Below are 12,158 nucleotides of genomic sequence, written 5' to 3' on the forward strand. Positions count from 1 at the left end.
GCGTACCGGCGGCGGCCGCCGGGTCCCGGGCGTCAGCCGAACTGACCGGGCTGGTAGTCGCCGGCGGGCTGCTGGTTGATCACGTTGATCCGGTTGTAGGCGTTGATGATGGCGATGAGGGAGACGAGCGCGATGAGCTGCTCCTCGTCGTAGTGCTTGGCGGCGTTCTGCCAGATATCGTCGGGGACTCCCCCGGCCGCGTCGGCGATCCGGGTGCCCTGCTCGGCCAGTTCCAGCGCCGCGCGCTCCGCCTCGGTGAACACGTTCGCCTCACGCCACGCGGCGACCAGGTTGAGCCGCAGCTGGGTCTCTCCGGCGGCAGCCGCGTCCTTCGTGTGCATGTCGGTACAGAACCCGCAGCCGTTGATCTGGCTGGCGCGGATCTTCACCAACTCCTGCGTCGCGGTCGGCAGGCCCGACTCCGCGGCGATCCTGCTGGCGGAGTTGATGTGCCGGAGGATCTTGCCCGCGAAGGCGTTGCCGAAGAAGTTGAGACGCGATTCCATGGTTTCTCCTAGCCGGGTAGGGAGTTACACACTGATGACAGTTCTGCGGGGGAATGTGTGACAGGTCTGGAGGACATCGCAGGTCGGAGGCCCATGGCGGGTACGCGGGAGCGTGGCAGCACCGTGCGTTCCCACTTTCGGCGCGAGGGAGGGAACCACACCGAGTGAACGCCCCCGCCACCGCCCCGGACGAGCCTGCCGAGCACGCGCGTTTCGCCGCCCACCTCCGCGAGCTTGCCCAGGCCACCGGCGCGCGGGAGCCGGCCGTGGTGGCACGGGTTCTCGGCGATCCGGACCGGACGATGGCACGGTCCGCCGTACTGCGCCACCTGGACCGTCGGGCCGGTGACCTCCTTCCCGGCCCCGGATTCACGGCGTGGAGCGAGGCGATGACGCGGGCGGTCGGGAACGACCCGTTCCTCACACGTCGTCTGCTGGAGTGGTCGTTGCTCCGCGTCGTGGTGCGGCAGGGGCCGTGGCGGCCGGACGACCTGCTGGCCGCGTCCGACTGGCTCCAGCTCAGGGCCGCCGCGACCTCGAACGCCGAGGTGCTCCGGCTCCTCGCGGAACGCGGTCGTACCAAGCGGATCCGCCGCACCGCCGGGCTCAACCCCGCGAGGTCGGGGGAGCACTGAGCCGCGATCGCACCGGACACCATCGCCCGCACGGCGGCAGCGGGCGGTGGGGCACGGTGTGGCGGGGGGCCGTCGGAGGACGGCCCCCCGCCGCCCCCGGCGGCACACCTAGGAGAGCCAGTCGGTGTACCGGGTGGGAGCCAGGTGGGCGTCCATGTCGGTGAGGACGTCGCCCTTGACGGCCGCGAACATGCCGGCGGTCGGATCGGTGACGACCGAGCGGGTGTCGCCCTTGCGGGAGAGCGTCAGCCTGCCCAGGTCGTCGAGGGCGAAGACCTCGGGTCCGCCGATGTTGCGGATGCCGTTCAGCGGGGCGCCGACGGCGACCTCGGCCACCGCCGCGGCCACGTCCTTCGCGGCGATCGGCTGGATCGGCGTGGCGGGCAGGCGGACGTTCTCGTCGTCGGCCGTCCAGGTCAGGACCGCGGCCATGAACTCCATGAACTGGGTGGCGCGCACGATCGAGTACGGGACCCGACCGCCTCGCAGGAGTTCCTCCTGCAGCACCTTGGCGCGGTAGTAGTCCAGCTCGGGCACCTGGTCGACGCCCACGATGGAGAGAATGACGAAGTGGCCCACACCGCCGTTGCGTGCCGCGGCCAGCAGGTTGTCCATGGAGTCCCGGAAGAAGGCCGGGGACGCGTCGTCGAAGGTGGGGCTGTTCGTCAGGTTGACGACGACGCCGGCTCCTTCCATCGCCCCCTCCAGCCCCTGCCCGCTGAGGACGTCGACGCCGGTGGACAACGAGTGCGGTACGGCCTCGTGTCCGGCCGCGTCCAGCTTCTCGACGACCTGCGAGCCGATCAGCCCGGTACCGCCGATCACCGCGATCTTCATGGCGTGCCTCTCCTCTTCTCCGAGAACGTGTGGCCCAGGAACCACTGTGTGGGCGACGGAGGCAAACGGCGCTTCGAGCGCCGCGAAGGGGGGAGCGTCAGGGGCCGTCCACGAACGTGACCGTCTCCTCCAGCGCGGCCCGGCCCGTCCGGGTGGCGTGCACGGCGCTGTCCTCGTACCCGATGGACATGCCGCAGAAGAGGATCAGGTCGCGCGGGGGTGCGACGGTCTCCGCGACGGTCCTGTGGAACTTCGCCCAAGCCATCTGTGTGCAACTGTGTAGGCCCTCCGCACGCAGCAGAAGCATCACGTTTTGCAGGAACATGCCAACATCGGACCACTGCGGATGGCCCAGATCGCGGTCGATGTAGCAGAACAGTGCGGCGGGTGCCCCGAAGCACTCCCAGTTCGCGGACGCCGCCCTCTGGCGCGCCTCCGTGTCCTTGCGCGCGATGCCGAGGGCTCCGTACCGCTGCTCCCCGAAGGCCGACCGGCGTTCGCGGTACGGCGACTTCAGCTGCGGCGGGTACTGCTCGTACTCCGGTTCGTCCCAGGGGTCACCGGCGGCGAGGCGGGCCCCCGCGCGCTTCTTGAGCGCGGCCAGCGGCCCGCCGCTGAGCACGAAGGCGTGCCAGGGCTGGAGGTTCGACCCGGAGGGCGCCCAGGCTGCGGCGGACAGCACACGCCTCAGCACCTCTTGCGGGACGGGCCGGTCGGTGAAGCGGCGTACGGAGCGCCGGGTCTCGACCGCCTCGTAGACATCCATGAGGACACATCTCCCTGTCGTTCATGATCATGGTTGCGATTGCGACAGTATCATTCGCGACTATCTCGTGTATAACTAGATGCCCGAGCAGCAAAAGCTCCGGCTCCCGCCGGGCCCCGATACCGCTTTCTGGAGAAGCTCCATGGCCACGCTTCTGCACATCGACTCGTCCGTGTTCCCGGCCGAGGCGTCCGCGTCCCGCTCCGTCACGGCCGCGTTCCGTCGCACCTGGGAGGAGCAGCACCCGGAGGGCACGGTGATCTACCGCGACCTCGCCACCGACCCCGTCCCGCACATCACCGCCGACGCCTGGTCCGCCGGTTACGCCGACCCCTCCGAGCGCACCGCTCGGCAGACCGCCGCGTTCGCCGTACGCCTGGAGCTCATCGAGGAACTGGAGCGGGCGGACGCCATCCTGATCGGCGCTCCCATGTACAACTACACCGTCCCGTCCACCCTCAAGGCATGGCTGGACAGTGTGCTCCTGCTCGGCCGCACGGCAGGGGAGGCGCCCTCCGCGCAGGGCACGCCGACCGTGGTGGTCGCCAGCCGCGGCGGCTCCTACGCGCCGGGCACCCCGCGCGAGGACTTCGAGTTCGTGCAGAACTACCTGGAAGCCGTACTCCGCAGCACCCTCGGCCTGGACCTCGACTTCATCGTTCCGGAACTCACCATGGCCCCCCGCAACCCGGCCATGTCCGAGCTCACGCCCTTGTTCGAGACCTCTCGGGAACGCGCCCACGCCGACGCCGTCACCAAGGCCAAGGAACTCACCGAGCGCCTCACCGCGAACAGCGGCGGCTGAACCCGCACGCCGAGGCCCGCACCGCCCCGGCCCACAGCCGGGGCGTCCTTCGTCCGGGCGCCCTACTCCCCGCCGCCGCCCGGATGGGCGAGGCGGGTCAGCAGACGCGTCAGCTGCTCGGAGCCCTCGGGCCCCAGGTCGGCGACCAGTCGCTCGGCGAGTGGCTCGGCGGCGACGTGGGCCGCGTCGAACAGCTCCAGCCCTTCGGCGGTGATCTCCACGGCCCGCGCTCGGCGGTCCCCGGGGACGGCCCTGCGCACGGCGAGGTTCTTGCGTTCCAGGTCGTCGACGACCCGCATCACCCCCGCCTTGTCCGTCCCCGTCTCCGCCGCCAGGTCCCGCTGCATGGTGGGACCGCGGTCGACCAGCACGATGAGTACCGCGAAGTGCCGCAGTTCGAGGCCGAGCGGCCGCAGCGCCTCCGACATCAGGCCGGCCGCACGCCAGTGCGCCCGCCGCAGCAGCAGGCCGAGCGCGAAGGGCGAGGTGTCTCCGGGACGGTCGCTCGCGCGCGGCGCGGCGTCCCGGGAGGAAGCGTGAGCGGCCATGACGGGCATGCTACAGCCGCCGCTTCACCCGATACCGTCTCACCTGAAACGGGCGATCCCGCCCGCGCGCCGAGGGCCAGCTCGGGCACGCGTCAACCGGTGGAGCACCGCACGTCATGTGACCCTCACGCGATTGACTCGTTCGAGAGACAGGCAGCAGCAGATCCCCGGTCGCCACCACCCGCTACCTCGAGGGCCTGACCGGTGGCGCGGGAGGACGACACGGCCGCGTGCAGCAGGTTCGGCCAGCACATGGTGGCCGGAACGCGTTGGCGCTCGCCGGAGGGCGACTGGTGCGTCCTGGCGGCGGGCAGCCGCGCGGTGACGAGCCTCGGCGTCACCCGCGACGTGAGGGCCGAGGCCGACGGACGGACCCTGGCCCGACGGGCCGCCCGCGACGCGGAGTTCGAGGTGACCGGCCGCCTGAGGACCGGGGAGGCCCTCCCCGCCCTCCCGACGGCCCGGCGGCCCGGCGGCCCGGCCCGACGCGAACGCCCCGTGACGGAGCCCGTCCCGCACCTCGACACAGACCGAGGCGGAGACTCAGCCGGTGCGGTGGCCGCTGCTCGCGCGCACGTCGAGGCGGTACGGGACCACGATGTCGAGGGGCGCCACCCTGGAGGCCGGGCTGTATATGCGATCGGCGAGGCACTGCAGGGCGCGCTCGGCGATCTGCCGCTTGTCCGGGACCACGGTGGTCAGCGGCGGGTTGGCGTACCGTCCGTCCTCGATGCCGTCGAAGCCCACGACGGCCAGCTCCTCCGGGACGCCGAGCCCACGCTCGTGGGCCACGTGCAGGGCGCCCAGGGCGAGTTCGTCGGTGAACGCGAAGACCGCGTCCGGCCGGGCCCCCGCGTCCAGCAGTGCCGCCATCGCCGCCGCCCCGTCCCCCCGGTGCAGCGTCGTCACGGGCTGTTCGAGGGCGGGGTCCGGCTCCAGCCCGGCGCCCCGCAGAGCCCTGCGGTAACCCTCCAGGCGCTGGCGGGCCGTCTCGTTGCGCAGATGCGGTTGCGGGCCGATCGCCGCGATGCGCCTGCGGCCCGATGCCAGCAGGTGCGCCGTCGCCTCCTCGGCCGCGAGGACGTTGTCCACGGCGACCCGGTCGGCCAGTCCCCGCGGCTGCCGCTCGCCAAGGAGGACGACGGGGACGTCACGGGACCGGCCGGTCAGCTCCTCAGGGCCGAGGGCCCAGGGGCTGATGATCAGACCGTCGACGAGACGGCCGCCGTCCCCCTCCAGGAGCCGCCGCTCCGCCTCCGGATCACCGAAGGTCTGATCGATGACGACGGTCCATGAGCGGTCCCGGGCGGCGTGGACGATCAGGCTGGCGAGTTCGCCGAAGTACGGTGAGTACAGCTCCGGGATGGCGAGACCGATGAGGCCGGTGCGGCCGGCTCGCAGATTGCGGGCGGCGACGTTCGGCCGGTAGCCCAGCTCGTCCAGAGCGGCCTGCACCCGCGCCCGTGTCTCCTCGGCCACCGAGACCGAACCGCTCACGACATTGGACACCGTGCGGGTGGAGACGCCCGCCAGCGCGGCGACATCCTTCAGACGACTACTCACAGCGGACATCCTCGCACGCTGCGGTGACAGTCTCCAGAATCTTGCGGCCAGCTATTGCAACGTCGCAATCAACGTCGCAACATGGTCGCCGTCCGCACAGCGCAAGGAGGCGCACATGACCGTGCCCGTTTTCCCCGGCATCGACGTCGACGACCTGGACCTCGACGTGTCCGCACACGTGCGGGCCCTGTACGAGGACGGCATCACCGCGTGCAAGGGGGCGTTCACTCCCCAGTGGGCCGACGCGCTCGGCGAGGACGTCGCCCGGGCCTTCGAGGAGGCCCGCTCCCGTCCCGGCGGCGCGGTCGGCCGCGGACCGAACCGCTACTACGTCGAGATCCACCCCGAACAGATCAGGGGGTTCGTGGACCTGGTCGACCATCCCTGGGTGCGTTCCCTGTGCACCGCGACCCTCGGCCCCGACTACCGCATCGTGGAACTCGGTTTCGACGTCCCCCTGGAGGGCGCCGTCAACCAGCCCTGGCACCGCGACTTCCCCATGCCCGAGGAGACCCGCCGCGAACGGCGCCTCACCTCCCTCGCGTTCAACGTCACCACCGTCGACACCGAGGAGGACATGGGCCCCTTCGAGATCGCTCCCGGCACCCAGTGGGACGACAGCGAGGAGTTCGAGCACGGCATGTTCCCGCCCCGCTCCCACTTCCCGCGCTACGCGGAGCGGGCCGTGCGCAAGTACCCGAAGCGCGGGGACATCTCGGCACGTACGGCCCTGACCATCCACCGGGGAACCACCAACCACTCCGTCAAGCCCCGGCCCGTTCTCGTCCTGGGCGTCGACGGGCCCGAGGCGACGAACGGCGACCGGCACGACACCGCGGTGACCCGCGCCTACTGGGAGACGCTCCCGGAGCGGGTACGGCGGCACCTGGACTGCCCGGTCGTGGAGGAGCTGACGCCGGTGACGCAGAAGCACACCATCGAGGGTCTGGTCATGGGCGATGCCTGAGACCGCCACGGTCGCCCGCACCTCCGACGGCACCCGCTCGTCCGCCGGTCGGCCCACCCAGGTCTACGCGGTCGCGGCCGTGTCCGCCCTGGGCGGTCTGCTCTTCGGCTACGACACGGGCATCATCTCCGGTGCCCTGCTCCACCTCCGCGAGGATCTGGGGCTGTCCTCACGAGGGCAGGAGATCGTCGTCAGCGTGATCCTGGTGGGAGCCATGGTCGGCGCACTGGGCTCGGGCCGTCTCGCCGGACGCTTCGGACGGCGCCGGGTGATCCTCTGGGTGGCGGTGGTCTTCGCCGCCGGCGCCCTGGGCGCCGCGCTCGCACCGGGGACCGGGTCGCTGATCGCCGCCCGCTTCGTGCTCGGCCTGGCCGTGGGCGGCGCGTCCAACATGGTTCCGGTCTACATCGCCGAACTGGCCCCGGCGGCCATCCGCGGCCGCCTCATGGTCCTGTTCCAGCTCATGGTGGCCATCGGGCAGTTGCTCGCCTACCTGTGCGGGTGGCTGTTCGCCGGCAGCGGCGGGTGGCGGATCATGTTCGGGCTGGCCGTCGTGCCGGCGATGGTGCTCGCCGTCGGCATGCTGCGACTGCCGGAGAGCCCCCGGTGGCTCGTCGAACACGGTCACGAGGAAGCGGCGGCGGCCGTCCTGCGCCGCCTTCGCCCCGGCGACGCGGACGTCGAGGCCGAGATCGGCAGCATCCGCGAAGTCTCGGCCGCCGCCCCCCGCGCGGACCGCCGAGCCCTCACCAGGCCCTGGGTCCGGCCGGCCCTGGTCGTCGCCCTGGGCGTGGCCGCCTTCTCACAGCTGACCGGGATCAACGCCGTCGTGTACTACGCCCCGACGATGCTGTCGGACGCCGGGTTCGGCGACTCGGTCGCGCTGCTCACCGGCATCGGTATCGGAACGATGCTCGTCATCGCGGGTGTCACCGGCGCGATCGCCGTGGACGCCCTCGGCCGGCGCCGCACGATGCTCTGCTTCGTGCCGCTGTCCGGGCTGGCCATGACCGTGCTGGGAGCCGCCTTCCTGCGGGACGACTCACCCGCCCAGCGCTGGACCGTGATCGCCGCGCTGTTCGCCTACATCCTGTTCAACGGCATCGGCATGCAGTCGGTCGTCTGGCTCGTCGCCCCGGAGATCCTGCCGCTGAGCGTGCGCGGCCCGGCGACGAGCCTGGCCACGCTCACGGTCTGGGGGTTCGACCTGCTGATCGCCGTGACCGCACTGAGCACGATCAACGCGGTGGGACGCTCGGGAACGTTCTTCCTGTACGCCGCGATGAACGTGCTGTGCGTGGTCTTCGTCGTCCTCAAGGTCCCCGAGACCCGCGGCAGGTCGCTCGAAAGCATCGAGAAGGCGCTACGGGCCCCGGGCAGCCTGCGGCGCAATCTGGAGGACACGGGCCGCCGGCCGTACGGCTCCTGATGCCGTGCCGGGCACCCGGACCGTCCGGCCGGACCGGGTGGCCGCCCCCACCCGTTTCAGCCCGCCGCGTGCTCCACCGCCGCCTGGGGGCGCGTCTCGGCGAACGAGTACGGAGGCCAGGGGCCGAGGAAGCGGATGCGGAGCGCGGGCTGCCCGGCCTGCGCGTCGCTCAGGACGGCACCGACCGAGTCGATGTCCTCGTGCCGGACGAGCAGGGCCGCGGACAGGACGTCGGTCTCCGCCGGGTCGCGGTGGCTCGCACCGCGGTCGCGCAGGTCCTCGACCACCGACAGCAGACGACGCCGGAGTCCGGCGTGCAGCGTGTCCGCGACCTGCCCGGCCGCGTTCTTCTCGCGCTGCTCCCGCTGCTTGGCGAGCAGCCGGCGCATGCCCGGCGACCGGGCTCCCGCCCCGGTCTCCGCCTGGTCGGAGGCGATACCGTCGGCGACCGCGGCCTCCCGGTCGAGGGTGACCTCCACGCGCAGTTCGCACCGCCCGGACAGCGCTTCCAACTGCCCGGTGACGTCGGCCTCCTGATCCCTGACCCAGTCGCCGAGCCGCTGCTCGGCAGTGCGTCCGGACGCGGTGTCGGCCGCGACGAGGACGTTGAAGGTCATCGGCAGCACACTGCCGACCCGTTCCCAGACGGTGGTGACCGCCTCGCTCTGTTCGGCGACCCAGCGCCGCACCCGGTCGTCGTCACCCTGGAAGGGGGCCGGCGTGGCCTCGTGCACCAGCGCGGCGACGCCGGTGCCCGGCACGGCCACCACGCGCAGGGGCCGCCCGTCGAGACCGGTGACCCCCGCGGCGGCGTCCGGCCGGTCGGGCAGCAGCGCGTACACGTACAGCGCGGTGTTCTCCGTCATCGGCCGGCCTCCTCCGCCCAGCGCTGCGGGTTGATCAGCTTGTCCACGACGTCGTCGACCACCTCGTCCAGCCCGCGGTGCAGGTCGGCGACCGAACCGACGATGCCGTGGTCCTCCTTGATCTGTTCCATCGCCTCGTCCAGTTCCAGCAGGGCGTCGGCGAGGCGTTCGGCCTCCTCCGGGGCGAGGTCGCCGCCGTCGATGCGCCGCATGGCCTGGCGGTCCAGGGCCTCCTGGATCACCTCGACCAGCGTCACGACGAGGGACAGCACCCCGTGCTTGAGGCTCTTCTCGTCGACGGTCAACGGCATGTCGTCTTCCCTTCTCTTTCCTGCACGGTCCCGGTACCGCTCACGCGAGGGCCGGTTCGGGGGCCGCGGACGTCAGCCACCGGAGCCAGCGCTCCGGGTCGTCGGCGGAGAGCCGGATCTCCTCGCCCGCCGTGGTGCGCAGCACGAGGACGCTCCCCTCGCCGCCGGGCCCGTACCCGGCCGCGCGCTCGACCCCGGCCACGTCCGTGGTGTCCAGTACCAGCGCGGGCCGTCCGTCCACGGGCGACTTCCAGGTGAGCCGGTCGGCCGTGAGCCGGCCCCGGCCTCCCCGCCACAACGGGCCGGACCTGCGCGGTTCCTCGTACCACAGGTGTCCGTCGGCGATCGGCGGCTCCTCCTCCCCGGCGGACCCGGCCGGCAGGACCGGTGCGAGGCGCCCCGCGAGGGCCTTGACGAGCAGGTCGTGCAGTGCCTCCGGTTCCCTGGCCGAGAGCAGGTCCCGCCGGCCGCCGGCCGACCGGACCTCGAGGCGCAGGCGTTCCTCGCCGCCGACCGTCCGCTCCGGCTTCAGCCGGACCGCGCCCACGGCGGCGAGTTCGGTCTGCCAGAGCACCTCCCTGGGCTCCTCGCGCAGCACGAGGAGACGCTGGTCGGTGAGGTACACGGTGCCGGGCCGCCAGCCGTGGTAGACGCCCTCGGTGAGCAGGTGGCCGCCGCTCATCCGGCGGACGACGCTCTCCCCCTCGCGCAGGTCGAGGGCTCGGCGGACGGCGGAGCGCTCGGCCCAGGCGCGGGTGGCCTCGTCCCAGTTGCGCATCATGCCGTACTCCAGCATCGTCTCCATCCCGGCGATGGCCGCCCGCACCGAGACGCCGATCAGCGGGATGTCCGCGACCGCGACGATGAGGTCGAGGTGGAGGACCGCGCCCTTGTTGAGCAGCACCTCGACGAGGTCGTCCAGGGTCACTCTCGGTTCGCGGGTGGGTCGCATCGGGGTCGGGTCAGTCACGCCGCTCGGCCTCTCGTCCGCTCGCGGCCTCCTCGTCGGCCACGCCGCCCTCCACGGCTCCCCGGCCGTCCGTCTCCTGGCGGCCCGTCAGTTCGGCCTGCCCGCCGCCGTCCCGCAACTGGGCCTGCGCACTGCGCCAGCCGCACCAGGGGCACCACTGGTTCAGCAACTGCTCGACGGGGGCGCGCTTGCCGCACGCCGGACAGGTCTCCTTCTCCTCCCGGGTCTCGCGCCACGCGGCGGTCTCCGTGTCCGTGCCGGAAGGGAACTCCAGTCCGTAGCGGGCGGCCGTCTCGAAGGAGGCGAGGGCCGCGCGCAGCCGGATGCCCAGCAACTCGACCCCGGCGACCGAGACCATGATGTCGGCGTTCAGCACCAGGCCCTTGTCCAACAGGGTCTCCACCACGTGCGCGAGGCTTCCCTCGCCGTCCCGCCGGGGCTGCATGGGGGCCGCGCTCACCGCCGGCACCGTGCGGGCCGACGGCTCGCGTCCAGGGGCGACCGCGGGAAACCCGCCCTCACTGGGAGTGGTCCTTCCGGGAAAGCTGCTCATTCCAGCCGCCTTACCGGTCTTCCGGCATTCATACACCGTGGCGTGTCGCATCGGATGAGCTCAGCGTCACAGGGGGGACGCGCGGAAGGGGTGGGCCGTGATCCCCGGCAGCCGGCGGACGCGCTACTCGATCAGCGCGTCCGCGGCGATGACCAGGAGCCCGATCAGCATGTCCATGAAACCCGCCCGGCAGGAGGACGGCCAGCCCAGCCCGGCGGTACGGGCCGCCGAGACCCCGAACACGAACAGGGCGACGGTGTTGAACAGCAGGGCAACCTCGACCGCCGTCTCCTCCGACCACCATTCGGCGACCGCTCCGAGCAGGAGGCACACGGTGGGCAGTACGGCGGCGGTCAGCGGCCACTCGGCCAGCACCGCCCGCGCCCTGCTCGGCTTGGCCGACCCCTCGCCCGACGCACGCCGGGCGATGACGTGCGCGTACCCGTGGGCAGCGCCGGACGCCAGCGCGGTGAGCAGGACCCACAACGCGTCCTGCCCGGGATCGGCCTCGCCCGGGACGTCCAGCGCGGCCACCATGGCACTCGCCAGCACCAGACCGTAGATGCCCCTGAACAGCCAGCGTTCGGCGAGCCTCGGATGGAGGGCACCCCTCGGTGCGGCGGGCTCGGGGCGGACGTCACGGGCGCGGTCGGGCATCGCATCGCCTCGGTGCGGAGGGGGAATGGGCCACCCCATGCTCACCCGCATGTCGCCGCCCGGGACGGCGCCACGCTGACCGAGGCGCTCACCGACCCGCACGGGTGGGGCCGCCCGGGACGGCGCGGCCCCCGGGTGTCAGCGGCGATGGACGCTGACCGCGTAGCCGCCCCCCTCGTAGGGGTCGGCGTCCCAGGTGGCGAAACGGTCGGTGAGGGAGAGGCCGGCCTCGGCGCAGTACGCGTCGTACTGCGCCAGGGTGAGGCCGGGCGGCACCGGCAGGTGCTCCCGGTCCAGACCGAAGCCGGCGACGAGGAGGCCGCCGGGGCGCAGGGCCCGGGCCAGCACACTGGCCACGGCGGCCTCGGTGCCGGGGGCGAGCAGCGGGAAGACATTGCCCGCCGCGACGACGAGGTCGAAGCCGGGGGTGAGTCCCGCGGCGGCCGGGTCGAAGTCCGACAGGTCGGCCTGGACCCAGGTCAGCCGCGGGGCGGTGCGACGGGCCACGGCGAGCATGGAGGCGTCCTGGTCCACGCCCGCGCCGTCGTACCCGAGTTCGGCGAGCTGGACCAGGACCCGCCCGGTGCCGCAGCCCGCGTCCAGGACGCGCGATCCGGGAGGCACCAGTGTGGCGCACAGACGCGCCTCGCCGTGTACGTCCTGACCTCGTTCGGCGAGTTCCGCGAAACGAGCGGCGTACCGCTCTCCGGACCCGCCGCCGGTCAGCTGCTCCCATCGGTTCATG

Annotated in this window: 15 protein-coding genes; 4 read left to right on the forward strand and 11 right to left on the reverse strand. The window is 72.4% G+C overall.

Annotated features, from left to right (window positions below; all coding sequences use genetic code 11):
• Positions 1-32 precede the first annotated feature (32 nt).
• Positions 33-506: a carboxymuconolactone decarboxylase family protein gene (locus ACZ6EG_RS06125; protein WP_469602029.1), complete on the reverse strand. Its 474-nt coding sequence runs from the start codon at positions 504-506 to the stop codon at positions 33-35.
• A 164-nt stretch (positions 507-670) separates the two neighbouring features.
• Between ACZ6EG_RS06125 and ACZ6EG_RS06130 the strand changes: the two genes are divergently transcribed.
• Positions 671-1,141, forward strand: a complete 471-nt coding sequence (locus tag ACZ6EG_RS06130; RefSeq protein ID WP_391968839.1) for a hypothetical protein — start codon at positions 671-673, stop codon at positions 1,139-1,141.
• Positions 1,142-1,249: 108 nt separating this feature from the next.
• On the opposite strand, the gene ACZ6EG_RS06135 is transcribed toward ACZ6EG_RS06130, so the two are convergent.
• On the reverse strand, positions 1,250-1,978 hold the full coding sequence (locus ACZ6EG_RS06135) for an SDR family oxidoreductase (RefSeq protein ID WP_391968840.1): 729 nt from the start codon (positions 1,976-1,978) through the stop codon (positions 1,250-1,252).
• 97 nt (positions 1,979-2,075) lie between these two features.
• Positions 2,076-2,744 carry a nitroreductase gene (locus ACZ6EG_RS06140; protein WP_391968841.1) on the reverse strand — a complete coding sequence of 223 codons (669 nt, stop codon included), beginning with the start codon at positions 2,742-2,744 and terminating at the stop codon, positions 2,076-2,078.
• 142 nt (positions 2,745-2,886) lie between these two features.
• Between ACZ6EG_RS06140 and ACZ6EG_RS06145 the strand changes: the two genes are divergently transcribed.
• Positions 2,887-3,549 (forward strand): FMN-dependent NADH-azoreductase, encoded by a 663-nt coding sequence (locus tag ACZ6EG_RS06145; RefSeq protein ID WP_391968842.1) that lies wholly within the window; start codon positions 2,887-2,889, stop codon positions 3,547-3,549.
• A 62-nt stretch (positions 3,550-3,611) separates the two neighbouring features.
• Here the strand turns inward: ACZ6EG_RS06145 and ACZ6EG_RS06150 are convergent, their stop codons facing one another.
• Together ACZ6EG_RS06150 and ACZ6EG_RS06155 are read right to left on the reverse strand one after the other, a co-directional pair.
• Positions 3,612-4,097: a MarR family winged helix-turn-helix transcriptional regulator gene (locus ACZ6EG_RS06150; RefSeq protein ID WP_391968843.1), complete on the reverse strand. Its 486-nt coding sequence runs from the start codon at positions 4,095-4,097 to the stop codon at positions 3,612-3,614.
• Between the two features lie 543 nt (positions 4,098-4,640).
• A complete protein-coding gene (locus ACZ6EG_RS06155; RefSeq protein WP_469602036.1) occupies positions 4,641-5,660 on the reverse strand; it encodes a LacI family DNA-binding transcriptional regulator in 1,020 nt (339 codons plus the stop codon).
• 115 nt (positions 5,661-5,775) lie between these two features.
• Here ACZ6EG_RS06155 and ACZ6EG_RS06160 point away from each other — a divergent pair, with 115 nt between their 5' ends.
• The gene (locus ACZ6EG_RS06160; RefSeq protein WP_469602039.1) at positions 5,776-6,627 is read left to right on the forward strand and encodes a phytanoyl-CoA dioxygenase family protein; all 852 of its coding nucleotides are present in this window, start codon (positions 5,776-5,778) and stop codon (positions 6,625-6,627) included.
• Entirely contained in the window at positions 6,620-8,056 is a 1,437-nt protein-coding gene (locus ACZ6EG_RS06165; RefSeq protein ID WP_469602042.1) for a sugar porter family MFS transporter, read from the forward strand. Before ACZ6EG_RS06160 ends, ACZ6EG_RS06165 begins: the two co-directional genes overlap by 8 nt.
• Positions 8,057-8,112: 56 nt before the next feature.
• Here the strand turns inward: ACZ6EG_RS06165 and ACZ6EG_RS06170 are convergent, their stop codons facing one another.
• The 6 genes from ACZ6EG_RS06170 to ACZ6EG_RS06195 all read right to left on the reverse strand — a co-directional run bounded on the left by ACZ6EG_RS06170 (position 8,113) and on the right by ACZ6EG_RS06195 (position 12,157).
• Positions 8,113-8,922, reverse strand: a complete 810-nt coding sequence (locus ACZ6EG_RS06170; RefSeq protein WP_391968846.1) for a GvpL/GvpF family gas vesicle protein — start codon at positions 8,920-8,922, stop codon at positions 8,113-8,115.
• Positions 8,919-9,233 (reverse strand): gas vesicle protein K, encoded by a 315-nt coding sequence (locus tag ACZ6EG_RS06175; protein WP_356611528.1) that lies wholly within the window; start codon positions 9,231-9,233, stop codon positions 8,919-8,921. Before ACZ6EG_RS06175 ends, ACZ6EG_RS06170 begins: the two co-directional genes overlap by 4 nt.
• A gap of 40 nt (positions 9,234-9,273) precedes the next feature.
• Positions 9,274-10,185, reverse strand: coding sequence for a gas vesicle protein (locus ACZ6EG_RS06180; protein ID WP_469602046.1), 912 nt, complete (start codon positions 10,183-10,185; stop codon positions 9,274-9,276).
• Between the two features lie 10 nt (positions 10,186-10,195).
• Positions 10,196-10,663: a gas vesicle protein gene (locus ACZ6EG_RS06185; RefSeq protein WP_391968848.1), complete on the reverse strand. Its 468-nt coding sequence runs from the start codon at positions 10,661-10,663 to the stop codon at positions 10,196-10,198.
• 216 nt (positions 10,664-10,879) lie between these two features.
• Positions 10,880-11,413 carry a hypothetical protein gene (locus ACZ6EG_RS06190; RefSeq protein WP_391968849.1) on the reverse strand — a complete coding sequence of 178 codons (534 nt, stop codon included), beginning with the start codon at positions 11,411-11,413 and terminating at the stop codon, positions 10,880-10,882.
• Between the two features lie 138 nt (positions 11,414-11,551).
• Positions 11,552-12,157, reverse strand: a complete 606-nt coding sequence (locus tag ACZ6EG_RS06195; protein ID WP_391968850.1) for a class I SAM-dependent methyltransferase — start codon at positions 12,155-12,157, stop codon at positions 11,552-11,554.
• Position 12,158 lies beyond the last annotated feature (1 nt).

It is taken from the genome of Streptomyces sp. NPDC041968 (assembly GCF_055589025.1).